38 protein-coding genes, 2 pseudogenes and 1 other annotated feature are annotated in these 25,258 nt (G+C 65.8%); of the genes and pseudogenes, 25 read left to right on the top strand and 15 right to left on the bottom strand.

The genetic code is table 11. From position 1 onward, the window contains the following. Positions 1 to 61: 61 nt before the first annotated feature. Both speE and speD read right to left on the bottom strand, forming a co-directional pair. Positions 62 to 1,018 (bottom strand): polyamine aminopropyltransferase, encoded by a 957-nt coding sequence (gene speE / locus FOZ74_RS01600; protein ID WP_146911385.1) that lies wholly within the window; start codon positions 1,016 to 1,018, stop codon positions 62 to 64. After that, positions 1,015 to 1,422 carry an adenosylmethionine decarboxylase gene (gene speD, locus FOZ74_RS01595; protein ID WP_146911383.1) on the bottom strand — a complete coding sequence of 136 codons (408 nt, stop codon included), beginning with the start codon at positions 1,420 to 1,422 and terminating at the stop codon, positions 1,015 to 1,017. The genes speE and speD overlap by 4 nt, the downstream gene beginning before the upstream one ends. A gap of 243 nt (positions 1,423 to 1,665) precedes the next feature. Here speD and FOZ74_RS01590 point away from each other — a divergent pair, with 243 nt between their 5' ends. From FOZ74_RS01590 to FOZ74_RS01510, 17 genes and pseudogenes are all read left to right on the top strand, one after another. After that, on the top strand, positions 1,666 to 2,484 hold the full coding sequence (locus FOZ74_RS01590) for an ABC transporter ATP-binding protein (protein WP_146911381.1): 819 nt from the start codon (positions 1,666 to 1,668) through the stop codon (positions 2,482 to 2,484). Next, positions 2,481 to 3,263, top strand: coding sequence for a lipid asymmetry maintenance ABC transporter permease subunit MlaE (gene mlaE, locus FOZ74_RS01585; protein ID WP_146911379.1), 783 nt, complete (start codon positions 2,481 to 2,483; stop codon positions 3,261 to 3,263). The genes FOZ74_RS01590 and mlaE overlap by 4 nt, the downstream gene beginning before the upstream one ends. Positions 3,264 to 3,271: 8 nt before the next feature. After that, entirely contained in the window at positions 3,272 to 3,763 is a 492-nt protein-coding gene (mlaD, locus tag FOZ74_RS01580; RefSeq protein WP_146911377.1) for an outer membrane lipid asymmetry maintenance protein MlaD, read from the top strand. Further along, complete coding sequence (locus FOZ74_RS01575; RefSeq protein WP_370625879.1) at positions 3,760 to 4,506, top strand: MlaA family lipoprotein; 747 nt, start codon at positions 3,760 to 3,762, stop codon at positions 4,504 to 4,506. Before mlaD ends, FOZ74_RS01575 begins: the two co-directional genes overlap by 4 nt. Beyond that, positions 4,503 to 5,153, top strand: coding sequence for an MlaC/ttg2D family ABC transporter substrate-binding protein (locus FOZ74_RS01570; RefSeq protein ID WP_146911375.1), 651 nt, complete (start codon positions 4,503 to 4,505; stop codon positions 5,151 to 5,153). Before FOZ74_RS01575 ends, FOZ74_RS01570 begins: the two co-directional genes overlap by 4 nt. A gap of 12 nt (positions 5,154 to 5,165) precedes the next feature. After that, on the top strand, positions 5,166 to 5,441 hold the full coding sequence (locus FOZ74_RS01565; protein WP_146911374.1) for an STAS domain-containing protein: 276 nt from the start codon (positions 5,166 to 5,168) through the stop codon (positions 5,439 to 5,441). 76 nt (positions 5,442 to 5,517) lie between these two features. After that, positions 5,518 to 6,447, top strand: a complete 930-nt coding sequence (locus tag FOZ74_RS01560; RefSeq protein WP_146911372.1) for an ABC transporter ATP-binding protein — start codon at positions 5,518 to 5,520, stop codon at positions 6,445 to 6,447. After that, the gene (locus FOZ74_RS01555) at positions 6,444 to 7,199 is read left to right on the top strand and encodes an ABC transporter permease (RefSeq protein ID WP_146911370.1); all 756 of its coding nucleotides are present in this window, start codon (positions 6,444 to 6,446) and stop codon (positions 7,197 to 7,199) included. Before FOZ74_RS01560 ends, FOZ74_RS01555 begins: the two co-directional genes overlap by 4 nt. Positions 7,200 to 7,227: 28 nt before the next feature. Beyond that, positions 7,228 to 7,479 (top strand): BolA family protein, encoded by a 252-nt coding sequence (locus FOZ74_RS01550; protein WP_370625880.1) that lies wholly within the window; start codon positions 7,228 to 7,230, stop codon positions 7,477 to 7,479. Positions 7,480 to 7,690: 211 nt separating this feature from the next. Beyond that, positions 7,691 to 8,965 (top strand): UDP-N-acetylglucosamine 1-carboxyvinyltransferase, encoded by a 1,275-nt coding sequence (gene murA, locus FOZ74_RS01545; RefSeq protein WP_146911366.1) that lies wholly within the window; start codon positions 7,691 to 7,693, stop codon positions 8,963 to 8,965. Beyond that, on the top strand, positions 8,962 to 9,612 hold the full coding sequence (hisG, locus tag FOZ74_RS01540; RefSeq protein WP_146911365.1) for an ATP phosphoribosyltransferase: 651 nt from the start codon (positions 8,962 to 8,964) through the stop codon (positions 9,610 to 9,612). The genes murA and hisG overlap by 4 nt, the downstream gene beginning before the upstream one ends. A gap of 106 nt (positions 9,613 to 9,718) precedes the next feature. Further along, a complete protein-coding gene (locus tag FOZ74_RS16500; protein ID WP_146911363.1) occupies positions 9,719 to 10,003 on the top strand; it encodes a type II toxin-antitoxin system VapB family antitoxin in 285 nt (94 codons plus the stop codon). After that, the gene (hisD, locus tag FOZ74_RS01530; protein ID WP_146911361.1) at positions 10,000 to 11,319 is read left to right on the top strand and encodes a histidinol dehydrogenase; all 1,320 of its coding nucleotides are present in this window, start codon (positions 10,000 to 10,002) and stop codon (positions 11,317 to 11,319) included. The genes FOZ74_RS16500 and hisD overlap by 4 nt, the downstream gene beginning before the upstream one ends. Next, a pseudogene (locus FOZ74_RS01525) lies at positions 11,298 to 11,429 on the top strand (type II toxin-antitoxin system RelE/ParE family toxin); the annotation flags it as partial. The gene hisD and the pseudogene FOZ74_RS01525, both read left to right, overlap by 22 nt. A gap of 9 nt (positions 11,430 to 11,438) precedes the next feature. Then, positions 11,439 to 11,747 carry a HigA family addiction module antitoxin gene (locus tag FOZ74_RS01520; RefSeq protein ID WP_146911358.1) on the top strand — a complete coding sequence of 103 codons (309 nt, stop codon included), beginning with the start codon at positions 11,439 to 11,441 and terminating at the stop codon, positions 11,745 to 11,747. Continuing rightward, complete coding sequence (locus FOZ74_RS01515; RefSeq protein WP_146911357.1) at positions 11,747 to 12,673, top strand: PBECR2 nuclease fold domain-containing protein; 927 nt, start codon at positions 11,747 to 11,749, stop codon at positions 12,671 to 12,673. The genes FOZ74_RS01520 and FOZ74_RS01515 overlap by 1 nt, the downstream gene beginning before the upstream one ends. Positions 12,674 to 12,806: 133 nt before the next feature. Next, the gene (locus tag FOZ74_RS01510; RefSeq protein ID WP_146911355.1) at positions 12,807 to 13,283 is read left to right on the top strand and encodes a phage virion morphogenesis protein; all 477 of its coding nucleotides are present in this window, start codon (positions 12,807 to 12,809) and stop codon (positions 13,281 to 13,283) included. Between the two features lie 217 nt (positions 13,284 to 13,500). Here FOZ74_RS01510 and FOZ74_RS01505 read toward each other — a convergent pair whose 3' ends face one another. The 3 genes and pseudogenes from FOZ74_RS01505 to FOZ74_RS16215 all read right to left on the bottom strand — a co-directional run. Beyond that, a complete protein-coding gene (locus tag FOZ74_RS01505) occupies positions 13,501 to 13,782 on the bottom strand; it encodes a type II toxin-antitoxin system RelE family toxin (RefSeq protein WP_146911353.1) in 282 nt (93 codons plus the stop codon). After that, entirely contained in the window at positions 13,772 to 14,020 is a 249-nt protein-coding gene (locus FOZ74_RS01500) for a type II toxin-antitoxin system Phd/YefM family antitoxin (protein ID WP_146911352.1), read from the bottom strand. The genes FOZ74_RS01505 and FOZ74_RS01500 overlap by 11 nt, the downstream gene beginning before the upstream one ends. 197 nt (positions 14,021 to 14,217) lie before the next feature. Beyond that, positions 14,218 to 14,577 (bottom strand): annotated as a pseudogene (locus FOZ74_RS16215) (PIN domain-containing protein); the annotation flags it as partial. Between the two features lie 133 nt (positions 14,578 to 14,710). Between FOZ74_RS16215 and FOZ74_RS01490 the strand changes: the two are divergent. From FOZ74_RS01490 to FOZ74_RS01475, 4 genes are all read left to right on the top strand, one after another. Then, positions 14,711 to 15,013: a type II toxin-antitoxin system RelE/ParE family toxin gene (locus FOZ74_RS01490; RefSeq protein WP_255437727.1), complete on the top strand. Its 303-nt coding sequence runs from the start codon at positions 14,711 to 14,713 to the stop codon at positions 15,011 to 15,013. A 65-nt stretch (positions 15,014 to 15,078) separates the two neighbouring features. After that, a complete protein-coding gene (locus tag FOZ74_RS01485; protein ID WP_146911350.1) occupies positions 15,079 to 15,399 on the top strand; it encodes a helix-turn-helix domain-containing protein in 321 nt (106 codons plus the stop codon). A gap of 79 nt (positions 15,400 to 15,478) precedes the next feature. Beyond that, complete coding sequence (locus tag FOZ74_RS01480) at positions 15,479 to 15,625, top strand: type II toxin-antitoxin system MqsR family toxin (protein WP_146911348.1); 147 nt, start codon at positions 15,479 to 15,481, stop codon at positions 15,623 to 15,625. 1 nt (position 15,626) lies between these two features. After that, entirely contained in the window at positions 15,627 to 16,046 is a 420-nt protein-coding gene (locus FOZ74_RS01475) for a type II toxin-antitoxin system MqsA family antitoxin (RefSeq protein WP_146911347.1), read from the top strand. 167 nt (positions 16,047 to 16,213) lie between these two features. Here the strand turns inward: FOZ74_RS01475 and FOZ74_RS01470 are convergent, their stop codons facing one another. The 4 genes from FOZ74_RS01470 to FOZ74_RS01455 form a co-directional block, all read right to left on the bottom strand. After that, positions 16,214 to 16,522, bottom strand: coding sequence for a HigA family addiction module antitoxin (locus FOZ74_RS01470; RefSeq protein ID WP_146911346.1), 309 nt, complete (start codon positions 16,520 to 16,522; stop codon positions 16,214 to 16,216). A gap of 25 nt (positions 16,523 to 16,547) precedes the next feature. Further along, entirely contained in the window at positions 16,548 to 16,829 is a 282-nt protein-coding gene (locus FOZ74_RS01465) for a type II toxin-antitoxin system RelE/ParE family toxin (RefSeq protein ID WP_146911344.1), read from the bottom strand. Between the two features lie 94 nt (positions 16,830 to 16,923). Beyond that, positions 16,924 to 17,313 (bottom strand): helix-turn-helix domain-containing protein, encoded by a 390-nt coding sequence (locus FOZ74_RS01460; RefSeq protein ID WP_146911342.1) that lies wholly within the window; start codon positions 17,311 to 17,313, stop codon positions 16,924 to 16,926. A 200-nt stretch (positions 17,314 to 17,513) separates the two neighbouring features. Then, on the bottom strand, positions 17,514 to 18,071 hold the full coding sequence (locus FOZ74_RS01455; protein ID WP_146911340.1) for a hypothetical protein: 558 nt from the start codon (positions 18,069 to 18,071) through the stop codon (positions 17,514 to 17,516). Between the two features lie 269 nt (positions 18,072 to 18,340). Between FOZ74_RS01455 and FOZ74_RS01450 the strand changes: the two genes are divergently transcribed. Continuing rightward, positions 18,341 to 18,850: a pilin gene (locus FOZ74_RS01450; RefSeq protein ID WP_284698426.1), complete on the top strand. Its 510-nt coding sequence runs from the start codon at positions 18,341 to 18,343 to the stop codon at positions 18,848 to 18,850. 93 nt (positions 18,851 to 18,943) lie between these two features. Continuing rightward, positions 18,944 to 19,111 (top strand): hypothetical protein, encoded by a 168-nt coding sequence (locus FOZ74_RS16015; RefSeq protein ID WP_186764631.1) that lies wholly within the window; start codon positions 18,944 to 18,946, stop codon positions 19,109 to 19,111. A gap of 613 nt (positions 19,112 to 19,724) precedes the next feature. Here FOZ74_RS16015 and FOZ74_RS01440 read toward each other — a convergent pair. The 6 genes from FOZ74_RS01440 to FOZ74_RS01410 all read right to left on the bottom strand — a co-directional run bounded on the left by FOZ74_RS01440 (position 19,725) and on the right by FOZ74_RS01410 (position 23,423). Further along, on the bottom strand, positions 19,725 to 20,150 hold the full coding sequence (locus tag FOZ74_RS01440; RefSeq protein WP_146911336.1) for a nucleotidyl transferase AbiEii/AbiGii toxin family protein: 426 nt from the start codon (positions 20,148 to 20,150) through the stop codon (positions 19,725 to 19,727). Next, positions 20,147 to 20,638 carry a helix-turn-helix domain-containing protein gene (locus tag FOZ74_RS01435; RefSeq protein WP_146911335.1) on the bottom strand — a complete coding sequence of 164 codons (492 nt, stop codon included), beginning with the start codon at positions 20,636 to 20,638 and terminating at the stop codon, positions 20,147 to 20,149. The genes FOZ74_RS01440 and FOZ74_RS01435 overlap by 4 nt, the downstream gene beginning before the upstream one ends. Before the next feature lie 332 nt (positions 20,639 to 20,970). Beyond that, on the bottom strand, positions 20,971 to 21,153 hold the full coding sequence (locus tag FOZ74_RS01430; RefSeq protein WP_255437724.1) for a helix-turn-helix domain-containing protein: 183 nt from the start codon (positions 21,151 to 21,153) through the stop codon (positions 20,971 to 20,973). Positions 21,154 to 21,189: 36 nt separating this feature from the next. Next, positions 21,190 to 22,430, bottom strand: a protein-coding gene (locus FOZ74_RS01425) for an IS3 family transposase (protein WP_432417468.1) whose coding sequence is annotated in 2 segments (ribosomal slippage) — positions 21,190 to 22,139 and positions 22,139 to 22,430 — 1,242 coding nt in all. Because the reading frame shifts where the segments join, the coding sequence is not laid out codon by codon here. Further along, positions 22,039 to 22,152 (bottom strand) — a sequence feature (AL1L pseudoknot). It overlaps the preceding gene by 114 nt. A 364-nt stretch (positions 22,431 to 22,794) precedes the next feature. Then, on the bottom strand, positions 22,795 to 23,091 hold the full coding sequence (locus FOZ74_RS01415) for a type II toxin-antitoxin system PemK/MazF family toxin (protein WP_255437723.1): 297 nt from the start codon (positions 23,089 to 23,091) through the stop codon (positions 22,795 to 22,797). Between the two features lie 77 nt (positions 23,092 to 23,168). Continuing rightward, complete coding sequence (locus FOZ74_RS01410) at positions 23,169 to 23,423, bottom strand: AbrB/MazE/SpoVT family DNA-binding domain-containing protein (RefSeq protein ID WP_146911328.1); 255 nt, start codon at positions 23,421 to 23,423, stop codon at positions 23,169 to 23,171. Positions 23,424 to 23,623: 200 nt separating this feature from the next. Here FOZ74_RS01410 and coaBC point away from each other — a divergent pair, with 200 nt between their 5' ends. Together coaBC and FOZ74_RS01400 are read left to right on the top strand one after the other, a co-directional pair. After that, positions 23,624 to 24,871 (top strand): bifunctional phosphopantothenoylcysteine decarboxylase/phosphopantothenate--cysteine ligase CoaBC, encoded by a 1,248-nt coding sequence (gene coaBC, locus FOZ74_RS01405; protein ID WP_146911326.1) that lies wholly within the window; start codon positions 23,624 to 23,626, stop codon positions 24,869 to 24,871. Next, a complete protein-coding gene (locus FOZ74_RS01400) occupies positions 24,868 to 25,248 on the top strand; it encodes a hypothetical protein (RefSeq protein ID WP_146911325.1) in 381 nt (126 codons plus the stop codon). The genes coaBC and FOZ74_RS01400 overlap by 4 nt, the downstream gene beginning before the upstream one ends. The last annotated feature ends 10 nt before the right edge of the window (positions 25,249 to 25,258 follow it).

Genomic DNA, 25,258 nt, shown 5'->3' with positions numbered 1-25,258 from the left:
CTTCGCCATCCAGCCGGGCAGTGTTGCGCGCCCGCGGCGGCGCCGGGCGCGCCGGCCTGTCTCAGCCTTCGATGATGGTGATGGGCGGCAGATCGGCCGGGTCGTGCACGTCGCCGAGCTGCTGGCCGCTGTGCAGCGGCGCCGCGCGCTGGCGCAGCAGCTCGGCCAGGAAGTTGGGCTGGGCCAGCAGCGCCTGGTGGGTCTGACCGTTGTACAGCTGCAGCCGGCCGATGCCGCGCACCCGCAGGCGCGCGTCCACCTGCGCCGGCGTGAGCGCGGCCGGATCGGAGGTGTCCGAGGCCATGGCCATGCACCACAGCGTGCCGTACAGCGGCACGTACTGCAGGTAGGGCCGCACGATGGGGAACACCGCCTTGAGCGAGGCGTGGATGCGCTGCAGGCTCTCCTGCAGGTGGATGGGCGAGCCCAGGTGCAGCGAGATCACGCCGCCGGGCTGCAGGATGCGCTGGCAGGTCTGGTAGAACTGCACCGTGTACAGCTCCACCGCCGGGCCGAAGGGGTCGGTCAGATCGAGCACGATCTGGTCGAACCGCTCCTCGGTGGCCTGCATGAAGATGCGTGCGTCACCGAGCTGCAGGCGCAGTCGCCGGTCGTCGAGCGCGCCGCGATGGATGGACGGCAGCCACTCGCGCGCCATGCGCACAACTTCATCATCGAGCTCGCACAGCGTCACCTGCTCGATGCCGGGGAGCTTGAGCAATTCTTCGGCCGCGCCGCCGTCGCCGCCACCGACCACCAGCGCATGGCGCACGCCGGGGTGCGCGATCGCCGGCAGGTGCACCATGGGCTCATGGTAGAAAAATTCGTCGCGCTCGCTGGTCATGAAGCAGCCGTCGATGCGCATCACCCGCCCGAACTGCGGGTGTTCGAAGATCTCGATGTGCTGCCATTCGGAGCGGCTTTGCGCCAGCAGCTCGCAGTGGGTGAGGTAGAAGCCGAAGTGCGCGTTCAGCCGCTCCGCCACGGCCTGGCGCGCGCCCGCCGCGGCGCCCGTCATGCCCGGTCGACGCGATGCAGCCGAGGTTCGCTCGGGTTGAACGCGGCTTGCAGGCTGTCAAACAGCTTTTGTGCCTTGGGGCGGTTGTTTTCGGTGTAGTTGCAGACGTAGACGTCCAGCGTCACGTAGCCCGATTCGGGCCAGGTGTGGATGGACAGGTGCGATTCGGCCAGCACCACCACGCCGGTGACGCCGCCGTCCTCGCCAAAGCCGTGAAACAGCGAGCCGACCGAGGTCAGCCCGGCATCGGCCACCTGCTGCTTGCAGAATTCTTCCAGGTAAGCCGCGTCGTACATCAGCCTGGAATCACACTCGCAACCATAAAGGTCGCCTATCAGGTGCAGACCGGTGGCCAGCCGGTGGGCCGGGCGTGAAGGGGGGCGTGCGACGACAGCTTGATCCATCGTGGGATGACCTTTCCTGGGTGGCAAGGACAGCTGGCGGGCATTGCGCGCCTGGTCTGCCAAACCCGGCAGCAAGCGGTGATGCCCAAGCCTTGCAGTGCAAAACGGAACCGGCAATTATAGTTGCATGCCATATGTTTATTCCAGCCCGGGCGCGCAGGCCGCGCGGCGGGCATTTGGCGCTGCATTTATCATTGATCCCTTTGCCCGCGCTGGCCGCGCAGGCGCCTTCGAGTAGCCCCGATGTCCGAACCCCTAGTGCAGCTGCGCAACGTCACCTTCGGGTATGGCGCGCGCGCGGTGCTGCGCGACCTGTCGCTGGTGGTGCCGCGCGGCAAGGTCACGGCCATCATGGGCGCCTCGGGCGGTGGCAAGACCACGGTGCTGCGCCTGATCGGCGGGCAGCACCGGGCGCAGCAGGGGCAGGTGCTGGTCGACGGCCAGGACGTCGGCGCGCTCGAACTGCCGGCGCTCTATGCCTTGCGCCGGCGCATGGGCATGCTGTTTCAGTTCGGCGCGCTGTTCACCGACCTGAGCGTGTTCGACAACGTCGCCTTTCCGCTGCGCGAGCACACCGACCTGAGCCCGGCACTGGTGCGCGACATCGTCCTGATGAAGCTGCATGCGGTGGGCCTGCGCGGTGCGCGCGACCTGATGCCCAGCCAGATCTCGGGCGGCATGGCGCGGCGCGTGGCGCTGGCGCGCGCGATCGCGCTCGACCCCGAGCTGGTCATGTACGACGAGCCCTTTGCCGGGCTCGATCCCATCTCCATGGGCATTGCGGCGCAGCTGATCCGCCGGCTCAACGATGCCATGGGGCTGACCACGGTGCTGGTGTCGCACAACCTGCAGGAAACCTTCGCTCTGGCCGACCATGTCGTCATCCTGGGCGAAGGCGATGTCGCGGCCCAGGGCACGCCCGGAGAGGTGCGCACCAGCGACAACCCGCTGGTGCACCAGTTCGTGCATGCCCTGCCTGTGGGCCCCGTACCGTTTCACTACCCGGGACCCAGCATGGCGCAGGACTTTGGCGTGGCCCGTGAGGCCGGAGGCCGACGGTGAGCTGGTGGCGCCCCGCGGACGTGGGCCTGGCGCTGCGCAGCCGCCTGGCGGACATCGGCCTGGGCGCGCGCCTGTTCGTGCGGCTGCTGGCCTTGCTTGGCCCGGCGCTGCGCCGCCCGGCGCTGCTGCGCGACCAGGTGCACTTCCTGGGCAACCATTCGCTGGCCATCATTGCGCTGTCGGGCCTGTTCGTCGGCTTCGTGCTGGCGCTGCAGGGCTACAACGTGCTGCAGCTCTACGGTTCGGAGACCTCGCTCGGCCTGATGGTCACGCTCAGCCTGGTGCGCGAGCTCGGCCCGGTGGTCACCGCGCTGCTGTTCGCCGGGCGCGCCGGCACCTCCCTGACGGCCGAAATCGGCCTGATGCGCGCGGGCGAGCAGCTGTCGGCCATGGAACTGATGGCGGTGGACCCGGTGCAGCGCATTCTGGCGCCGCGCTTCTGGGGTGGCGTGATTGCCATGCCGGTGCTGGCGGCGGTGTTCAGCGCCGTCGGGGTGCTGGGCGGCTGGCTGGTCGGCGTGGTGATGATAGGGGTGGACGGCGGCGCGTTCTGGGGCCAGATGCAAGGCGGCGTGGACGTGTTCAAGGACGTGGGCAACGGCGTGGTCAAGAGCCTGGTGTTCGGCGTCGCGGTGACGTTCACCGCGGTGCTGCAGGGCTACGCGGCCAAGCCCACGCCCGAAGGCGTGGCGCGCGCGACCACGCGCACCGTGGTGATCGCGTCGCTGGCGGTGCTGGCGCTCGATTTCATCCTCACCGCCTTGATGTTCAGCTTGTAGGAGGCGCAATGGAACGATCCAAAAACGATGTCTGGGTGGGCCTGTTCGTGATGCTGGGCCTGGCCGCGCTGGTGTTCCTGGCGCTGCAGTCGGCCAACCTGCTCAACCTCAACTGGCAGCAGGGCTATCGCATCAGCGCGCGCTTTGACAACATCGGCGGCCTCAAGCCCAAGGCGGCGGTGCGCGGCGCGGGCGTGGTCGTCGGGCGGGTGCGCGCCATCACCTTCGACGACACCACCTACCAGGCGCGCGTGACGCTGGAGATGGACCGGCACTTCCAGTTTCCCAAGGACAGCTCGCTCAAGATCCTCACCAGCGGCCTGCTGGGCGACCAGTACATCGGCATCGAGCCGGGCGCCGACGAGCAGAACCTGGCCGATGGCGACACCGTCACCGCCACCCAGTCGGCGGTGGTGCTTGAAAACCTCATAGGGCAGTTCCTCTACGGCAAGGCGCAGGACAACGCCGCCCCGCCGGCCCCTGCCAACAACAAGAAATGACCACCTCTCACCATGCAAGCCCCGGCCTGCGGGCCATGCTGCTGGCGCTGACGGCGGGGCTGCTGCTGGCCCTGGCCGGCTGCGCCACCGGGCCGGGCGCCCATCCGCAAGATCCGCTCGAGCCCTACAACCGGGCGATGAGCGAGTTCAACGACGGGGTTGACACCATCTTGCTTACGCCCGCTGCCACGCTCTACAAGGAGGCCTTGCCTCGACCGGTGCGCACGGGCGTGGGCAACTTCTTTGCCAACCTCGCCGACCTCTGGTCCTTCGTGAACAACGTGCTGCAAGGCCAGGGCAGGGCGGCCGCCGACAGCCTGGCGCGCTTCGGCATCAATTCCTTCATCGGCATCGGCGGCGTGTTCGACGTGGCCAGCGAGGCGGGCATAGAGCGCCACAAGCAGGACTTCGGCCTGACGCTGGCGCGCTGGGGCATACCCAGCGGCCCTTATCTGGTGCTGCCGCTGCTGGGCCCGTCCACGCTGCGCGACACGGCCGCGCTGCCCGCCGATACCTGGGGCGACCTGGCCTGGCATGCGCGCCCGGTGCGCACGCGCAACGGCCTGTACGTGCTGCGCTTCGCCGACCGGCGTGCCGCCTTTCTCGGCGCCACGGCGGTGCGGGACGCGGCGGCGCTGGACCCCTACACTTTTACCCGCGACCTCTACCTCGGTGCGCGCGAGCGGCAATCCGGCCGCAACGCCGCGGACAGCGACGGCAGGTTGCCGGAGGAAGATGAATGACGGTTTTTTGCTTTGACTCCTTGAACCGGCGCGGCTGTCTGCGCGCCGCCGGCGCCGCCGCCGTGCTGGCCGGGCATCTGCCCTGGGCGCTGGCCGCGACCGAGGCGCCGAATGCCATGATCGAGCGCCTGTCCAACGAGGTGCTCGATGCCGTCGGCAAGGACGCGGCCATCAAGGCCGGCGACGTGCACAAGATCGTTGCGCTGGTGGACAGGATCATCCTGCCGCACCTGGACTTCAAGCGCATGACGGCCGCCGCCGTCGGCCCGGGTTGGCGCCGCGCCACGCCCGAGCAGCAGCAGCGCCTGCAGGACGAGTTCAAGCAGCTGCTGGTGCGCACCTACGCGGGCGCGCTCTCTGAGGTGTCCAACCTGCGCATCGCCGTCAAGCCGTTTCGCGCCGCCGAGGGCGACAAGGACGTGCTGGTACGCACCGAGGTGCGCGGCCGGGGCGACCCCATCGAGCTGGACTACCGCCTGGCGCAGAAGGCGGGCGAGGACTGGAAGATCTACAACATCAACATCATGGGCGTATGGCTGGTGGAAACCTACCGCAGCCAGTTCGCCGCCGAGATCAACGCCCGCGGCGTGGACGGCCTGATCGAGGCGCTGGTGGCGCGCAACCAGGCCAACGCGCCCGCGCGCTAGCGGTGCTGCGCCATGCTGGTGCTGCCTTCCACGCTCACCCACGCCAAGGCGGGCGCCTGTCTACAGCTGCTGCTGCAGGGCCTCAAGGCCGAACAGGGCAGCCAGGTGCTGGTCGATTGCGCGGCGCTGTCGGTCTTTGACAGCTCCGCCCTTGCCGTGCTGCTCGAATGCCGGCGCGCCGCGCTGTACGACGGCAAGCAGCTGGCCACCCGGGCGATGCCCCAGCCCCTGCTCGATCTGGCGGGCCTGTACGGCGTGCAGGAACTGCTGGCGCCAGCCGCCGCCTGAGGCGCGCTCCCCGGGCACCGCCGAAAGTCAGGGGCAGGACAGGGAAGACGGCGCCGACTAGAATGCCCGGTTCCCTATGGCCGCCGTTACCTTTCAGTCCGTCTCCAAGACCTTTTCCACGCCGCATGGGCCGTTTCACGCCCTGTCGGGGGTGAGTTTCGAGATCCAGGAGGGCGAATTCTTCGGCCTGCTGGGCCCCAACGGCGCGGGCAAGACCACCCTGATCAGCATCCTCGCGGGGCTGGCGCGCGCCAGCAGCGGCAAGGTCAGCGTCATGGGGCATGACGTGCACGGCGACTACGCCGCCGCCCGCCAGCTGCTGGGCGTGGTGCCGCAGGAGCTGGTCTACGACCCTTTCTTCAGCGTGCGCGAGACACTGCGCCTGCAGTCGGGCTACTTCGGCCTCAGGCGCAACGACGCCTGGATCGACGAGCTGCTGGAGCACCTGGGCCTGGCCGACAAGGCGGACGCCAACATGCGCCAGCTCTCGGGCGGCATGAAGCGGCGCGTGCTGGTGGCGCAGGCGCTGGTGCACAAGCCGCCGGTCATCGTGCTGGACGAGCCCACTGCCGGCGTGGACGTGGAACTGCGCCAGACCCTGTGGCAGTTCGTCGCGCAACTCAACAGGCAGGGCCATGCGGTGCTGCTCACCACCCACTATCTGGAAGAGGCCGAGGCGCTGTGCACGCGCCTTGCCATGCTCAAGCACGGACACGTGGTGGCGCTGGCCAATACGTCGGAGCTGCTGTCCCAGGCCTCCACCAGCGTGCTGCGCTTCAAGACCGACGACGCGCTGCCGCCCGCGCTGGCGCAGCTCGCGCGCGTGACGGGCCGGGTGGCGCAGCTGCCGGCCGGCAGCGCGCAGGAGATCGAGCAGCACCTGGGCGTGCTGCGCGGCGCCGGCGTGCGCGTGGAGGACGTGGAAATCCGCAAGCCCGACCTGGAGGACGTCTTCATCCATGTCATGGAATCGGCCCAGGACGAAGCCGCGCAGGAGGGCGCATGAGCGGCTGGCCCACGCTGTTCAGGAAGGAGCTGCTGCGCTTTTGGAAGGTGGCCTTCCAGACCGTGGTGGCGCCGGTGGTCACCTCCATGCTCTACCTGCTGATCTTCGGCCACGTGCTGGAAGACCGGCTGCAGGTGTACGGACAGCTCAGCTACACCGCCTTCCTCGTGCCGGGGCTGGTGATGATGAGCATCCTGCAGAACTCGTTCGCCAACAGCGCCTCCAGCCTGGTGCAGAGCAAGATCATGGGCAACCTGGTGTTCATCCAGCTCACGCCGCTGTCGCACTGGGCGTGGTTCACCGCCTACGTGGGCTCGTCCGTGGTGCGCGGGCTGGTGGTGGGGCTGGGCGTGTTCGTCGTCACGCTGTTCTATGCCCAGCCGGGCTTCGTCCAGCCGCTGTGGAGCCTGGCGTTTGCCGTGCTGGGCGCGGGCCTGCTGGGCGCGCTGGGGGTCATCGCGGGCCTGTGGGCCGACAAGTTCGACCACATGGCCACCTTCCAGAACTTCGTCATCGTGCCCATGACCTTTCTTTCGGGCGTGTTCTATTCGATAGACACCCTGCCGCCCTTCTGGCAGGGCGTGAGCCAGCTCAACCCCTTCTTCTACATGGTCGACGGCTTTCGCTACGGCTTCTTCGGCATGAGCGACATCTCCCCCTGGGTGAGCCTGGCCGTGGTGGGCCTGGCCTGGGTGCTGGTGAGCGCGCTGACGCTGCGCCTGCTGGCCGTCGGCTACAAGATCCGCAACTGATTTTTCTGTTTTCCGCAAAGGTGTGCCCATGACCGCTGACGACATCCGGCAACTCATCGCCGAGCACCTGGCCTGCGAGCACCTGCAGGTGGACGGCGACGGACACCACTGGTTTGCGCTGGTGGTCTCCCCCGCGTTCGAGGGCAAGCGCCCCATCCAGCGCCACCAGCTGGTCTATGGCGCGGTGCGCGCGCACATGGACAGCGAGGCGCTGCATGCCTTGTCCATGAAGACCTTCACGCCGGCCGAGTGGGAGCAGGCGCAGCAGCAGGCGGTGTGAGCCATGCTGCCGCCCGGCGCCGCTCTCTTGCTCCTTGCCCCGCCGGGGGAAGGCCGGGATGGGGGCTTGGGGCTTGTCCCACGCAGTGCGCTGATTGCGGTCCGGGCGGCCCCCACCCCAACCCTCCCCCAAAGGGGGAGGGGAAATTCACCTTTTGATAGCTATTGGCGCTTGATGGGCAAGCGTTAGAGCCCGATTTGACTCTTATTCGATGGACAAGCTCCTGATCCGTGGCGGACGCCGGCTCGACGGCCGCGTGACCATCTCCGGCGCCAAGAACGCCGCCTTGCCCCAGATGTGCGCGGCGCTGCTCACGCACGAGCCGGTGCACCTGGTCAACGTCCCGCGCCTGCACGACGTGCGCACCATGCGCCAGTTGCTCGACCACATGGGCGTGGTGAGCACCACGCATGGCGAGCGCGGCGGCATGAGCTTCGCAGCGCCCGACACCCTGCGCCCGGAGGCACCCTACGCGCTGGTCAAGACCATGCGCGCCTCGGTGCTGGCCCTGGGTCCGCTGCTGGCGCGCTTCGGCCGTGCCCGGGTGTCGCTGCCCGGCGGCTGCGCCATCGGCGCGCGGCCGGTGGACCAGCACATCAAGGGCCTGAGCGCCATGGGCGCGCTGATCGAGGTGGAGCACGGCGACATCGTCGCGCGCCTGCCCGAGGGGCAAAAGCGCCTCAGGGGTGCGCGCATCACCACCGACATGATCACCGTCACCGGCACCGAAAACCTCATGATGGCCGCCTGCCTGGCCGAGGGCGAAACCGTGCTGGAAAACGCCGCCCAGGAGCCCGAGGTCAGCGACCTGGCCGAGATGCTCATCGCCATGGGCGCGCGCATCGAAGGCCACGGCAGCAGCAGCATCCGCATCCAGGGCGTGGCGCGGTTGGCCGGCTGCACCCACCAGGTGGTGGCCGACCGCATCGAAGCGGGCACCTTCGCCTGCGCCGTGGCCGCCACCGGCGGCGACGTGCTGCTCGAGCATGCGCGCCTGGACCACATGGAGGCGCTGGCCGACAAACTGCGCAGCGCCGGCGTCACCCTCACGCCCGGGGCAGACGGCCTGCGCGTGCAGAGCCCCGGCGGCGCAGCCCTGGTGGCGCAGGGCTTTCGCACCATGGAATACCCGGGTTTTCCCACCGACATGCAGGCGCAGTTCATGGCGCTCAACCTGGTGGCGCAGGGCAGCACCACGGTGACCGAAACCATCTTTGAAAACCGCTTCATGCACGTGCAGGAGCTGATGCGCCTGGGCGCCGAGATCATGGTCGACGGCCGCGTGGCCACCGTGGCGGGCGGCGCGCGCCTGACCGGCGCCACCGTCATGGCCACCGATTTGCGCGCCTCCGCCAGCCTGGTGATCGCCGGCCTCGTGGCCGAGGGCGAAACCGTGGTGGACCGCATCTACCACCTGGACCGCGGCTACGACGCGATGGAAGACAAGCTGCGCCAGCTGGGCGCGGACATCGAGAGAATCCAATGACGCAGCAGATCACGCTGGCGCTGTCCAAGGGCCGCATCTTCGACGAAACCCTGCCGCTGCTGGCCACCGCCGGCATCGAGGTGCTGGAAGACCCGGAAAAAACCCGCAAGCTCATCCTGCCCACCAACCAGGCCGACGTGCGCGTGGTGCTGGTGCGCGCCACCGACGTGCCCACCTACGTGGAATACGGCGGCGCCGACCTGGGCGTGGCCGGCAAGGACAACCTGATCGAGCATGGCGGCCAAGGCCTGTTTCGCCCGCTGGACCTGCGCATCGCCCAATGCCACGTCGGCGTGGCCGTGCGCACCGACTTTGATTACCAGCAGGCCGTGCACCAGGGCGCACGCCTGCGCGTGGCCACCAAATACCCCACCATCGCGCGCAACTTCTTTGCCGGCAAGGGCATGCATGCCGACCTCATCAAGCTCTACGGCAGCATGGAACTGGCCCCGCTCACCGGCCTGGCCGACGCCATCGTCGACCTCGTCTCCACCGGCAACACGCTCAAGGCCAACCAGCTCGTCGAGGTCGAGCGCATCATGGACATCAGCAGCCACCTCGTGGTCAACCAGGCCGCGTTCAAGCTCAAGCAGGCGCGCATCAAGCGCATCATCGAGGCGTTTGCAGGGGCGGTGGGAGCGGACTGAGATACGGCCGTGGATGCAAAACAAGACGGCACGAGAGCGGTTCGCGGCTGAATCCGCTCCTGCGAAAATGGCCTTGCTTTCTATTTGAACAGTCTTGGAGCCCGCCATGCGTATCACGGTCACGATCGACGACGGGTTGTACCAGCAGGCACTGAAACTGGCCGGTCCGGGCACGGATAGGGTGACATTGCTGCGCGAAGCCATGCAGACCTTTATCCGTGTGCAGTCTGGCAAGCGGTCGGCTGCGTTGGGTGATCAGACATCGCAAGTGGCCGGTGCACCGCACCGCCGTTCACTGGCCGAGGTGTTGACCGCCATCCCTCCAGCGGAGCAAGACGACGGCTGGGATGGGTGGCCACATTCCACAATGGAATCTATCGAAAAACCATGAAATTGCTAGCTGCTCCCGCCCGCCTGTCAACGGTTTCAGCCACATTCGAGCAAGATTTTGCCGCCCGCCTGCACTGGTCTGCCGAGCAGGACGCCGCCATCGAGCAGCGCGTGGCCGACATCCTGGCCCAGGTGGCCGAGCGCGGCGATGCGGCCGTGCTGGAATACACCGCGCGCTTTGACCGGCTGCAGGCTGCCAGCGTCGCCGAACTGGAGCTGACTCAAGCAGAACTGCAAGCCGCGCACGACGGATTGAGCGCCGCCCAGCGTGAAGCCCTCACCGCCGCCGCCCGGCGCGTGCGCAGCTACCACGAGGCGCAGAAAAAAGCCTGCGGCCAAAGCTGGAGCTACCGCGACGAAGACGGCACCCTGCTGGGCCAGAAAGTCACGCCGCTGGACCGCGTGGGCATCTACGTGCCCGGCGGCAAGGCCGCCTACCCCAGCAGCGTCCTGATGAACGCCATCCCCGCGCAGGTCGCGGGCGTGCCCGAAATCATCATGATGGTGCCCACCCCCGGCGGCGACAAGAACCCGCTGGTGCTGGCCGCCGCATACCTTGCGGGCGTCACGCGCGGCTTCACCATAGGCGGCGCCCAGGCCGTGGCCGCACTGGCCCACGGCACCGCCACCGTCCCCAAGGTGGACAAGATCACCGGCCCCGGCAACGCCTACGTCGCCAGCGCCAAGAAGCGCGTGTTTGGCCAGGTCGGCATCGACATGATCGCCGGCCCCAGCGAAATCCTGGTGCTGGCCGACGGCAGCACCCCGCCCGACTGGGTGGCCATGGACCTCTTCAGCCAGGCCGAGCACGACGAACTGGCCCAGGCCATCCTGCTGTGCCCCGACGCCGCCTACATCGACCAGGTGGCCCAGGCCATGAACCGCCTGCTGCCTGAATTGCCGCGTGCCGAGATCATCGCCAAAAGCCTGTCGGGCCGCGGCGCGCTCATCCACACGCGCAGCATGGAAGAAGCCTGCGAAATCAGCAACCGCATCGCCCCCGAGCACCTGGAAATCTCCAGCAGCGAACCCCACCGCTGGGAGCCGCTGCTGCGCCACGCCGGCGCCATCTTCCTGGGCGCCTTCACCACCGAATCGCTGGGCGACTACTGCGCCGGCCCCAACCACGTGCTGCCCACCAGCGGCACCGCGCGCTTCTCCAGCCCGCTGGGCGTGTACGACTTTCAGAAACGCACCAGCCTCATCGAAGTGAGCGAGCAGGGCGCCCAAACCCTGGGCCGCACCGCCAGCGTGCTGGCGCGCGGCGAAGGCTTGCAGGCGCATGCCAGGGCGGCGGAGCTGCGGTTGAAGCCTTGAAAGGTGATCGTCAGGGGCAGCACAGCATCCGCATCAACGGCCAGTGGCGAGTCTGCTTTGCGTGGCACGACGACGGTGTGCATCGGGTCGAAATCGTGGACTACCACTAGGAGATGAAAATGACCGAACTGCTCGATGAAATCCACCCTGGCGAAATCCTGCTGGAGGAATACATGCTGCCCATGGGCATCACCGCCCGCCAGCTTGCGGCGGATATTGACGTCTCACCCAGCAGGATCAGCGAACTGGTGCACGGCCGTCGCCCGATCACTGCCGATACCGCCTTGCGACTGGGCTTGTTCTTTGACATGGAGCCGTGCTTCTGGATGAACCTGCAGACAGAGTACGACATGCGTGTGACGGCGCGCACCATGCAGGAAAAAATCGCACCCAGAATCCGCGTTTTCTGCCCGCGCACCACCGCCTGATGCAGGCCACCCGGAAAACCCACCCGTTCCTGCGCTACATCACCAAGGACGATGATCGCGTGCGCCCCGCGCACCGCGCCTGGCACAACCTGACGCTGCCCGTCGATGATGCGTTCTGGCTAATGCACTGGCCGCCCAACGGCTGGCGCTGCCGCTGCCGGGTGGTGTCCATGAACCGGCGCGAATACGCCGCGGGCCGCGCGCCCGATGGTTCGCCGCTGAACACCACCGCGCCCCCGTTCGAGACCATCGCCCACATCAACCGGCGCACCGGCGAGATCACGCAGACGCCCGCCGGTGTGGACCCGGGCTTTGGCTACAACGCAGGCATAGCGCGCCAGCAGGCGCTGGCGGCCGTCGAGCAGGCCAAGCTCAAGGCCGCCGCGGCCAATCTGGCCGCCGCTGCGCTCAAAGAGGGGCTGCAGCCGCCCCAGGTCGCACGCGAGAAGCCCGACCAGCCGACCTGGAAGACGCTGGAGCTGCCCGACCTGCGCGAGCTGCAGCCGCGCATGCAGGCGCCCGAGCTGCTGGCACGTGCCGAATCGATCGACGAAGCCGTGTCGCAACTGCGCGCCACGCTGGGCGTGCCGGTGGGCGCCGCCCGCAGCGTGCGCACCCCGGCGGGCGACGTGATCCTGATGGACGAGCTGCTGCGCCACGTTGTTGAAAAGCGCCTGGACGCACGCGAGCGCTACGCTGACTTCGTGCTGCCCACGCTGATGCGCCCCGATGAAATCTGGCGCACCGCCTACGACGATGGCACGCTGCGCAAGCGTTACATCAAGCTGTTCAAGGGGGCAAAATACGACATCTTGGTGATCGTCCGAGAGCTGCCGAACGGTGATGTAGTGTGGAACATCATCAACCGCGAAAGGGGCAAGATGAACGCCCTACGGATCGGTGATTTGATCTACCAGGCGGAGTGATGTTGGAGTGCACACAGGGGATCAAGCTCCCGCGACTGACTGGACATCGGGGTCAGTTTTCAGGCGGCTATCGGCCCAGGCGCCAGCCGCTTTCGCTCCCTGTGTGCGGTTCCCATTGTAGGGAAGAGCGCCCATGCTGACCATCGACGTAGAAGACAGCGGCTTTCGCCAGTACCTGGCCGACCTGCAGGCCCGCTTGGGCGACCTCACCGAAGCCATGCAGGCCATCGGCCAGGAAATGGAGAACCGCATCCGCGCCCGCTTCAAGACCGAGACTGACCCCGACGGCCGCAAATGGGCACAGTGGGCCGAATCCACGCGTGAGAGCTACCCCTACCCGGGCACCCCGGCCGCCGAGGCGATGGGCAAGCCCGGCACCGGCCGCATCCTCGACCGGTATGGCGACATGCTCGGCCACCTCAACTGGGACGCCGACGCCACCAGCGTGCGGGTCGGCTTCGCCCAGCACTACGCCACCTTCCACGAATTCGGCACCTGGAAGATGCCCCGCCGCGGCCTGATCTTCCAAGACCCCGAATCCGGCCACCTCGCCCCCGCCGACGAACAGGCCGTCATCGACATCTTGCAGGACTGGTTGCTGCCCGACTGAAGGCACAATCCCGCCACATTCTGCATTTACCGTAGCTGCAAGAGCGTTGCACGATCCCGCCCACCATGTGCCACGACCTGCCATCAAATCCCGGATTTATCGCACCGCCCGCCATCCATTTATCTCACCTTCGGTCAGCCTGAAGCCTGCCAGCGGCCGCCCTGCCGGCTCCTCTCCCCTTTGGGGAGAGGCTGGGTGAGGGGCTTGCAGCCTTGCTCTAACGCCCCGCCGCCACGGCATAAACCGCATTGCCGTCACGCTTGCCCACTGCGATGACTACCACTACCAGCTCCGTATCCCGCACCTCATAAACCAAGCGGTAGCCCAGCGCACGCAGCTTGATCTTGTAGCGGTCGGCATGCCCTGACAATTTGGCCGACGGCATTCGCGGATGTTGCAGGCGCTCTGCAAGCTCTTTCTTGAATTGGGCGCGAACCGACCCATCCAGCCGCTGCCATTCGTCCAGCGCAAGCCGCTTGAAGCGCAGTTCAAAGGGCATCCAGAGTCACCGCCACTTCCTTGTCGTCAGCGCGTGCGTTGGCAATGGCGTTGAGCTCCAGATCTTCCAGCTTCTCCATCAAGGCCTCAAATGCCTTGGCAGGCACGCAATAGAACGCCGGTTCATTGCGATTCAGAATAGCCACGGCACTCCCCTCGGCGGCAAGCACCGTACCCATGGGGTCGCGCTTGAGCTCGGTGACGCTGGCGGCCATCGGTGCGAGTATCTTGTGTGCCATGAATTGCCTTGCTGGTGTAAGTCCAAATCTTGATTGTGCGTTTGAATGATCTTTTCAGGGTGCCTTTGAAAGCACTTTTCATCTTTCGCCCCCACACCTCGGACTGAAGCTTGCCAGCGGTCGCTCTGTCGGCTCCTCTCCCCTGTGGGGAGAGGCTGGGTGAGGGGCCGGCAATCACCCTGGCTCCATGCGCCTGTCCAGGGGTTGATGACAGTGACACCAGCCGCGTCGTAGGGCGCAGCGTCGCGTGAAGCCACGATGAAACCCCGCGACGCCGCAATGGCCGCGACGTAGCCGTCTGGCGTCGGAAAGCCGCGCCCGCCATTTCCGGCCGTCACGGCCAGGTCGGCGTAGTGGCGCGCGGCATCTGCATCAAAGGGCAGCACCCGCTCCTTGAAGAGTTCCAGCAATTCGTTCAGGGCGCGGTCCAGCATGTCCTTGCGTCGGCTGGCCGTGAGCGCCTGGATGCCGAACAGCAGCTGCGCAAGCGTGATGCACTTCGTCGGGCAAAGGGGCGTGATGACGAATGGGTGCCCTGCGTCAGATGCTGGAGCCATTCAGATGGATGGGGTATCGAGCTGGCCTCGGTACATCGTCAGCACGCCCCTTTGCCCGGCGCGAGTGATCGGGCCAGTCATCGGGGGAATGGCGGGAAGTAATCTATGCCACTTGGTGGCATAATCTCAACCCATGGAGCGCGTATTCAAGACCCGTTATTTCCAGCGATGGATGCGCAAGACGGAGCTTGCCGATGCCGCCTTGTGCAAGGCCGTTCAGGAGATGGCTGCTGGCCTGATCGATGCCGACCTTGGCGGCGGCGTGGTGAAGAAGCGCGTCGGACTGGCTGGGCGCGGCAAGCGCGGCGGTGTGCGCACGCTGCTTGCCACCAACAAGGGCAGTCGCTGGTTTTTCGTATTCGGCTTCGAGAAGAACGAGCGCGACAACATCAGCGATGATGAACTGCAAGCATTGAAGGACTACGCTGCAGACTGATTGGAGCGCATGGACGCGCAATTGGATGACGCCGCTGCTGGCGGCACTTTGCAGGAGATCTGCCAATGACCACACCCAAGGCCAAGAGCCGCATCATGGAAGCCGTGCATGAAGGCGCACACGATCTGTACCGTCTGGGCTTCATCGACAAGCGCAAGATGCAGAAGTACGACGTGCTGTGTCTGAAGCCGGTGCAAGACTACGATGCCGCCAAGGTCAAGGCGCTGCGTGAACGGCTGCGCCTGAGCCAGGCCGTGCTGGCCAGCGTATTGAACACCAGCACGTCCACCGTCCGCAAATGGGAAGTGGGCGACAAGCGCCCCAGCGGACCGTCGCAAAAATTGCTGGACATCATCGAGCGCAAGGGGCTGGAAGCGGTGCTTTGAAGGAAATTGCACCTTCTCTTGCCCATTCAGCCCATTGCAGGCGCAGACATTGGCCGTAGTGCTTGGTTTGGAGCGGCGCATGTTCTACAAAAGCATGACGACCCATGCCGACCATACCCTGTGGCAAGACGTGTACCACGCACCTTGTCCCAATGGCTGCATGGCCTACATCAAAGTCACCTTTCGCGCGGATGGCGCGGTGGTGCTCCAGTTCAAGGAGCTTTGACATGACCCCCGACGCAAAGAACCGGTACTGCCTGCAATGCGACGACGGCACGGCCCTGGTGCACACCACCAAGGACGTGCATGGCGAGATCATGGGCGTGCCCTATTCCGTGAAGGGCGTCACTGGCTGGCATTGCCCGGCCTGCGGCGAAATCGAATACGACTTGCAGGGCGACAGCGCCGCCCGCATGAGCGCGGCCGTGGAGGCCGCTGGCCAGGAGGCCAGGCAACGGCAAGCCCTGGCGCTGCGCGCCGCGCGCAAAAAACTGGGCTTGTCGCAAGCCGAGGCGGGACGTCTGTTTGGCGGCGGTGTATCGGCTTTCAGCGAATATGAACGCGGCAAGACCCAGCCACACAAGTCCACCGTGCTGCTGATGCGCTTGCTGGACAAGCACCCCAACCTGCTGGCCGAGGTGCGATAGCCGAAGTTCGCGTTGGCCTGCTGCTGCCTGTCGGCCGTGTTGTCTGGCGTTCCCCCTCGGCATCAACCCCGCCAACTGCTCACGCACCCTTTCTTGCCCATTCAACCCATCGCAGGCTTCGGCTTGCCTGCCAGTGCCTGCGGGCGAATGCCTGGCATCAACGATATTCAGGTCGGATGCAGCATGGGGTGCACCGTCTGCACGGCCTGTTGCACTGCCCCGTCAAGCTCGGCCACGCGCAAATCGTAAGCCGTTTGCAGATTGAGCCATGACCGTGCGTCACCCCCAAAAAAGCGGCACAGGCGCAAGGCCGTATCGGCGGTAATGCCCCGGCGCCCCAGCACGATGTCGTTGATGCGCGATGCAGGTACGTGCAGTTGCCCGGCCAGCGCATTGGCGCTGAGCTGCAGAGGTTTGAGGTAGTCCTCACGCAATATTTCGCCCGGGTGGATGGGGCGCATGCCGTTTTTGACCATGTCTTTCTCCTGGCTGGCGTTGTCGTCAGTGATAGTCGACGATTTCCACATTCATGGGCCCTTTGTCCGTCCAGACAAAGCACACGCGCCACTGGCCGTTGATGCGGATGCTGTGCTGCCCTTGGCGGTCGCCCGTCAGCAGCTCAAGGCGATTGCCTGGCGGACTGCGCAAAAAATCCAGTGTCACGGCGGCATCCAGTTGTGCCAGCTTGCGCTCTGCCACAGACTGGAAGCTGGAAAAACGCCGTGTCTTGCCGCTGGTGAACAAGCGCTGAGTGTCTGGGCACCTGAAGGAAACAATGGGCATGAATGGAGAGTACTCTATCACGTTTACCGGTATTCGGTAAAACAATCCGGTGCACGCAGTTTGCTCTTGCAGCAGTCGGCATGCCCTTGCCCATTCAACCCATCGCAGGCTCCGGCTTGCCCACCAGTGTCTGGGCGGGAATGCCCAGCGCCAAAAGCCTGCGAATCATGTGCAGCGTGAGCGGGCGCTTGCCCCCCAAAATCTCATAGACCCGGTGGCGCGGGCCGATCCAGGGTGCCATGTCGGCCACCGTCAGGCCTGCCTGGTCCATGTGGAATTTGATCGCATCAACGGGGTCCAGCGGCTTCAGCGGGTAGTGCTTGCGTTCCCAAGCTTCAATGAGGGTGAGGAGCGCCTCGAACCAGGCACCTTCTTCACTGGCGGGATCACATTCATCAGGGGCATCGAAGAAACTTTCCGCCGTTTTCAACGCTGCCCGGTAATCGTCCTCGGTGCGAATGGGATGCAAGGTGTGCTGGCTCATGGTTTGATCTCCACGGTATGGGCGTCAATTCGGTCGTACTCGGCATGAGTGCCTGCGAATTTGATGTGCGCCGCCTTGCAAAGAGGCCCCCGCCGCGAAATTCCGCCGGGCCTTCTCCCTCCCCCTTTGGGGGAGGGCAGGGGTGGGGGCAAGCGCCACCACCCGCCACCGCCCATTTCAATTTCACCGGGCCGGGCTGATCACGCCTTCAACACCCCGTCTCCCGGCACCAAGCCCGCCAACTGCGCCCGCGCAATCACGTGCCCATGTGCCGCCGCGCGCGCCAGCCACATCAGCGCCAGCGCCTTGCCGCCGTCGCCCTCGTGACCGTTGCCCCCGCCAGCCAGCCCCGCCGCATGCAGCAGCGCCAGCCAATGCATCGCGTCCGCGCTGCCTTGGTCGGCGCCGGCCTGCAGAAAGTACAGCGCCGCCGCCGCGCCGGCGCTGCGGCCCCTGTCTGCCTGCGCGTGCGTGCCGGCCGCGCCCGCCAGCGCCTCCAGCGCCAGCAGCGCGCCCAGCTCCGCCTGGGCGGTGGCGTCGCCCCCGTCGGCACGCGCCAGCAGCGGCAGGTCGGCCGGGGCAATGGCCACCGCCAGCTCTGGCACCAGCGCATCGAAGGGCACCAGCGTGCGGCCTTCGCCCAGGCGCTCCACCAGCCCCTGCTCCACGCGGCGCTGCCAGGTGCGCACGCTGCGCCCGGTCAGCGCCGCGGCCGTGTTCTGGCTGACCGCGCAGGGGAAGGTAAGGGAAGGGTGCATGCACAAGACCAGGGCAGCCCAAGGCGGGGCGGAAGACCCATTGTCGCCAAAATTTCGCGACACGCGAGGGCGCGACACCCCCTTGTTGCGACAAAGCGGCGGCGCGGCGTACAAAACTTGACGTTTGTACCAATCGCCGCCGCCCGCGCCTGCCCTATGATGCGCATGCCGGCTGGTTTGGCCTGGCACGGTAAGTGCTTGCCAACAGGGCGTGCGGCGACGCACCCAGCGGAGTGTCTCCTGTTTCAACTTTTGTGAGGGATAGTCTTATGAAGACCATGAAGAAAGTCCAGCAAGGTTTTACCTTGATCGAATTGATGATCGTTGTGGCGATCATTGGTATCTTGGCTGCGGTGGCGTTGCCGGCGTATCAGGATTACACGATTCGTGCCCAAGTGGCAGAAGGTCCTTCATTGACCGGTGGGATGAAAGCGGCTATTGCTGATTTTTATGCAGCAAAAGGCACTTGGCCTGCGGATAACGCCGAAGCTCTTTGCGGAGCAACTGGTGCTACTTGTGCCGGCTCTGCTGCTACGGATAACAAAGGAAACTACATTAGCCAAATTGCTGTCCTGAATGGGGCGATGAACGTTACGTATGGGAACAAGGCTAACGCAAAAATAGCGACCAAGGTCTTGACAATTCGTCCAGGTGTTGATGCGGCCGGAAATATTTCTTGGATTTGTGGGACGGCTGCGGCTCCTGGCGGCGTCACGGCTGCTGGTGCTGATGCTACTACGGTCGATGCGCGTTATCTTCCTACGAGTTGCAAAATTTAATTAAATTAAATTTTAAAGAGAGCGCCGAATGGCGCTCTTTTTTTTGGAGCTGCCAAAAGGCATGAACCAGGGCTTCCAGGCATTTCCGCGGCCATGCGCGCCAGCTGGTGGACGCCGTGGGAAGCACAGAGCGCGGCGATCAAGGCACGCGCCAAGCCCTTGCCGGAGCTGATCGCCCGCCGCCTGCAAGACGCACAGACCCTGCATGATGCCGCCCAATCCGCGGGCGCCGAGCCGGCAAATCTGCTCTACCTCCGCTGACCAGCAGCAAGGTGAAAGAGTGGGTCGCGTTGCTGGATGCAGACCTCAAGCTGGTCGGATATGCGCCGGTGGATGCGTTCTGAGAGCGACTTGGTCGCTGATGGCGTGTTCGAGTTGCAGCCCAAGTCGTAAATCAAAAAAGTGAGCTGTTAGCGGTTGTCTGGTAAGGATTTAAAATATAAACCTATCTGAAATCGTTTGCTGGTGAGCGCAGACAGCTATGCAATTTGACGATTCCGTGGCACATCTTCAGTCTGTGGGATGGCTTGGTGGCCTGCCTCGGTTTGCGGAGGCTGAGCACTCGGCGGATGTCGCGCTCCTGCTCTTCGCTCAGGGCGCGCAGCACGCCCACGGGCCGTCCGCAGGGCTTGTCGGCCAGGGTCTTGGCGCCGCCCTCGTCATGGCGCCTCCAGATGTCAAACACGCCGGTGCGCTACAGGCCCTGGTCGGCCGCGATGGCCTCGCAGGTCCAGCCCGCGCGGCAGAAAGCGGGGCAGGGGCCGCAGCGGCACCTCCGTCACCGGCACGGCGGCGGGGCGCAAGGCGGCGCTGCCTTGCGGGCCGATCAGGTGCACTTGCGCGGAACGCGAGAGTTCGTCGGCAATATGCCAGTTCAGGCGCTCCATGCCGCCAACCAAGGGGGGCAGCTTGCGGGTGATGTGCAGGATGCGGTGAGGGGCGGTTGCCATCGAGGCCTCGATGCCGGGCGGGGCTTGCTTACGTTGCCACAAACTGTCACCTCGCCCTCTTCGAACAGGAGCTTGACGAACATGCCTGGCTGTTCGGTGTAGTCCTCGGTCATATCCGCCGCCGTATCGCTCAGCCGTGGGGTGACAAAACCCAAGTATTGCGGATCGGGCACGAAGATGTCGATGTCCTTGCTCATCCGGTGGCGGTAGCGGAACATCAACACGGTTCCACCGCCCAAGGTCCAGAACGGGTCTGCCATGCCGCCGTACTTGCTGATCTCGTCGATCAAGGCCAAGGCACGTGGGAACAGGCTTTCCCAAGCGCCGCTGGGCAGCACATTGGCGTTCATGCCCACAGCGCCCGACGGTGAACGGACAGCGACCGCGCGAGTTTTGCGACGTTGCGCCAGACCTGCCGAGGCGGCAGATGCGCATGCGCAGCTGCCTCCTCTACCGCCATCACGACGGTGGGCACGGGGGCCTCATCCAGCAGATGGGTCAGGTGTGGGGCGAACGAAGGCGGCACATCGCCACTGGCCAGCGCCTGCTCCAGTACCTCGGGGGCAAGCTCATGTGCATAGCTGACGCTCGCCGTCTTGGCCGCCATCCACAAGCCGCGTTTTTTGCGTCGTGCCTGCGTGTCCGGTTTGGAGCTATCGAGCCCCAGCACTGCCATGATCTGTCCCACGCGGTTGATGCCTAGATCGCTCAAGGTGCCGTTTTCAAGCCCCACCACGGTCTGGCGCGACAGGCCGCTCAGGTGTGCCAGTTGCGCTTGGGTCAGGCCCAGCTTGGCGCGTCGGGCGCTCACGGCACGTCCAATCTCAGTCAGGTTCATGGTCAGGCAATGGGAATATGTCAAAAATATTTGACATATTAATGCTTGAACGCTAATTCGACCAGCCACCGTGAGTGATCTGCAGACAAGCTACGGACAGTGCAGGGTGCTTGGCTTGAGTGCCCTTTGAATTCGGAAACTCAGAGCAGGTCGAAGATGGGGGCGAAGGTTGCGACCACGACGGCGGCTTATGCCCGCACCAGCCTTGCTCGTTTGTCGGATTTCCTGCCCCACGGGGTAACGGCGCGGCGGACGCCGATCAAGGCTGCGAACTCTTTCGCTTGGATCGGTTTTACCGGACGATGCGCTGGCACTTTGGGCCGTGGTGTCGTTCAGACAAGCGCCAGCCGCTGCACGGTATCGGGAAACTTCTCGACCAACCGGATCAGCAGCGCTGCCTGAGCGTTGGGTTTGGCCCGGCCTTGCTCCCAGTTCTCCAGGGTGCGGGGATTGGTGCGCAGGTAGCTTGCGAATACGGGGCGCGACAAGTGCAGGCGCTCACGCAGCGCAAGCAACTCGGCGGCTGTGAATCGCCCCAGGTTTCGAGGAGGCTACGTGGTTAAAGTGGCCGCCTCTTCCGAAGCGTGTTTGATTGCCAAGTTACTGAAGTATTTTGCTTCAGCTTCTACTGGTGGAATGTTACCGATGGGTTCAAGCAGTCGTTCGGTGTTGAACCAGTGGACCCAGCGCAGTGTGGCCAGCTCCAGTTGCTCACGAGATCTCCACGGCCCCAGTCGCTTGATCACCTCGGTCTTGTACAGGCCATTGATCGTCTCGGCCAAGGCGTTGTCGTAGGCGTCACCCACGGAGCCCACCGAGGCGGCAACGCCAGCGTCGACCAGGCGCTCGCTGTAGCGCCAGGACAGATACTGTGAGCCTCTGTCCCCGTGATGCGTGAGCGCGCCCTTGTCCGGCTGACGCGCGTGCAATGCCTGCTCCAGGGCGTCCAGCACGAAATCGGTGTTCATGCACGTGCTTGTCTGCCAGCCCACGATACGGCGGGCAAAGACGTCGGTGACGAAGGCCACGTACAGCCATCCCTGCCAGGTGGACACGTACGTGAAGTCGACCACCCATAGCTGGTTGGGTCGCTCGGCGGTGAAGTTGCGATTGACCCGATCGAGCGGGCACGGCTGGGCGGCATCGGCCATAGTGGTGCGCACGCGCCTGCCACGGCGTGCGCCTTCGATGCCCAGGTGCTTCATCAGCCGAGCCACGGTACAGCGAGCCACGGCAATACCCTCACGCTGCAACTGGTGCCAGAGCTTGCGCACGCCATAGACCTGCCAGTTGGCGTTGTACACACGCTCAATCTCTACGGCCAGCACCTCATCGCGTTTGGCTCGCTCGCTACGCAGTTCAGGATCGCGCTGACAAGCAGCGTGACGCCAGTACGCCGACGGGGCGACCTGCAACGTCCTGCAGATCGGCTCGACCCCATGCACTTCGCGGTGCCTGTCGATGAACGCGTTCACTTGAATTTGCGGTCGAGCTCCGCCTGGGCGAAAAAAGCACTGGCAAGGCGCAGTATTTCGTTGGCGCGCCGCAACTCCTTGACCTCACGCTGCAGCGCCTTGATCTCATCGCGCTCGTGCGTGGTGACGCCGGGCCGCTGCCCGCCATCAACCTGGGCGCGCTTGACCCAGCTCAGCAAGGTTGTGGGCGTGCAGCCGATCTTGGGGGCAATCGCCGCCACGGCCTTCCACAGGGAGGGATACTCGCCCCGTCCCTCCTGCACCATCCGCACTGCGCGTTCGCGCACCTCTGCGGAAAACTTCGTTGCATTGTTCATGGCTCAATCCTCTCAAAGATTTGAGCCTCCTCGGAAACCGGGGCGATTCAGCTGTGACATCGGGCGCGGCCTTCACCTGGACCTCGTGCGTGCGTAGCGTTTGCTTGCCTTGGCGCTCGCCCGAAAGGGCCTCGAAGCCTTCGGTCAGCTCTGCAAACAGGTTCCGTTTTTTCATCGACGTGCCTCCAGTTCGGTTTTCAGCATGTTCTTGAGCACCTTTTTCTCGTCGGGGCTCAGGTCAGCCATTTCGTCCTTGTCGTACAGGGTGAACAGCCAGAATTGCGAATCGCCATCAGGTAACGGCCGTTGCGCGCTCAGGCGCCTTGGCCAAAAAGGCAGATCGGTGTTGGCGGGGGGATTCGAATCAGGCCAGCTGCACGATCTGGTTCAGTATCAGGCACACCTGCGAAAAGACTTCTGGAGTGGCCCGGCGCATGGGATGGGGCGTGGCGCCGCGCGCCCGCCAGTCGAACGATTTGGGTTGGTGGCACAACACGTAGCTGGTAGCACCGGCCTTGCGCCCACTGGCTGTGCCTGCGGCCACGGCAAAGGGGTTGTCCGCGTTGTAGGCGGCGGTGGTCATGGGCAGGCCCAGCACCAGCGAGGTGCGGTCATTGAAGGCGCGGGGAGAAAGCACGACAAAGGGGTGGATGTCGCGCATTTCGTGACCGGCCTGGGGGTTGCAGTCGATCCAAATGATGTCCTGCCGGTCTGGCACCCAGGTTTTCTGGGTGCGGCTTACCACTGCTCGGCGCCCAGCCGACCGGCGTCAGGCATGGCTTCGCCACCGTGGCGTTGGGCATCAAAGCGGGCCAGGCGTTCACCCAGGGTAGGTTGCGCATCCCGCACCGGCTCGATGACCACGCGCCCGTTCTCCACCAGCATGCGCACGCGCTGCTCGGCATTCAGGCGGGCTGCACGGGCCACCTTGGCGGGAAGGCGCACGCCCAGGCTGTTGCCCCAGTATTTGATATCGAGCAGGACTTCGGTCATGTGGGCCTCCAACGCGGGATCAACAAGGGAACGGTGTTTATACAAGTATAAACGACTACCTTGCCTGAATGGGGGCGGAAGGTGCGCGGCGGGGTCGTGAGGATCGTCAACCGGCTCTTTGCGCAGCCAGCGCCTGCATAGCCTGGACACGACACCTCGCAGACCAGCGCCGCGCCGGCGCATTCTGCTAAATTGCCCGCATGACCCCTTTATCCGGAAAACACATCGTGCTGGGCCTGTCGGGCGGCGTGGCCTGCTACAAGGCGGCGGAGCTGGTGCGCCTGCTGGGCAAGGCGGGCTGCACGGTGCAGGTGGTGATGACGGAGGCGGCCGAGCACTTCATCACCGCGACCACGCTGCAGGCGCTCAGCGGGCGGGCGGTGTACACCTCCCAGTGGGATGCGCGCGAGCCCAATGCGATGGCGCACATCAACCTGAGCCGCGACGCGCACGCCATCGTGATTGCCCCTTGCAGCGCGGACTTCATCGCGCGGCTGGCGCAGGGGCGCTGCGACGAGCTGCTGAGCCTGCTGTGCGTGGCGCGGCCGCTGCAGCGCGTGCCGCTGCTGCTGGCCCCGGCGATGAACCGCGAGATGTGGCTGCACCCGGCCACGCAGCGCAACCTGGCGCAGGTGGTGGCGGACGGCGCGGTGTCGCTGGGCGTGGGCTGCGGCTCGCAGGCCTGCGGCGAGACCGGCGACGGGCGCATGCTGGAGCCGGCTGAAATCGTGGAAGAGCTGCAGGCCTTCTTCAGCCCCAGGCTGCTGGCGGGCGAACAGGTCTTGATCACCGCCGGCCCGACCTTCGAGGCGATCGACCCGGTGCGCGGCATCACCAACCGCTCCAGCGGCAAGATGGGTTTTGCGCTGGCCCGGGCGGCGCGCGAAGCCGGCGCGCAGGTGACGCTGGTGGCCGGGCCGGTGGCGCTGGCGACGCCGCGCGGCGTGCAGCGCCTGGACGTGGAGTCGGCGCAGGACATGCTGGGCGCAGTGGAGCAGTGCGTGCCCCACGCCAGCGTCTTCATCGCCACGGCGGCGGTGGCGGACTGGCGTCCGGCGGCCGTCGCCGCGCACAAGATCAAGAAGGACGGCACGGGGCAGCTGCCCCAGCTGGGCTTCATCGAGAACCCGGACATCCTCGCGACGGTGGCGGCCAGCCGCCGCGCGCAGGAGGGAGCGCTCTACTGCGTGGGCTTTGCCGCCGAGAGCGAGAACCTGCTGGAACATGCGCGTGCCAAGCGCCAGCGCAAGGGCGTGCCGCTGCTGGTGGGCAATATCGGCCCGGCCACCTTCGGGCAGGACGACAACGCCCTGCTGCTGGTCGATGAGGCCGGTGTGCAGGAGCTGCCGCGGGCCAGCAAGCACGCTCTGGCGCGCCAACTGGTGGCCGAGCTGGCGCGCCGCCTGGGCGCAGCACGCGCGGGCTTGCCGCGAGAGGACATGCCATGAGCCTGCCAGGTGCCGAAGGGCCGCCCGACGGCGATTTCGCCCGCTACGTGGAGCGGCTGAGCGCGAGCGTGCCGGGGGCGTCGGTAGCCGCGCCCGGCGCCACGGCCGCTCCTGCGTCGGCTGGCCGGCGTGCGGCGCGCACCGATGCGCCGCGGCGGGCGCAGGGCAGGGATGCGGGCGCGGCGCCGCGCGGCAAGGCGGCGCGCCCGCTGGCAGTCCCGCCGGTTTGGCCGGCGCTGGTTTTCAGGGTGGTGCTGATCGGCGTGGTGGTGGCGCTGGTGACGACGTTCGCACCCGTGGCGCTGCCGGCGGCGGTGGTGTTCGCACTGGCCTGGCTGGTGTCGGCGGCCATCCGCGCCAAGGGGCGTGGGCGTTGAGGCGCCGCGG

Source organism: Comamonas flocculans, assembly GCF_007954405.1.
Taxonomy (GTDB): domain Bacteria; phylum Pseudomonadota; class Gammaproteobacteria; order Burkholderiales; family Burkholderiaceae_C; genus Comamonas_C; species Comamonas_C flocculans.
The sequence above is the reverse complement of the archived record's forward strand: the minus strand, read 5'-3'. Positions and strand labels throughout refer to the sequence as shown.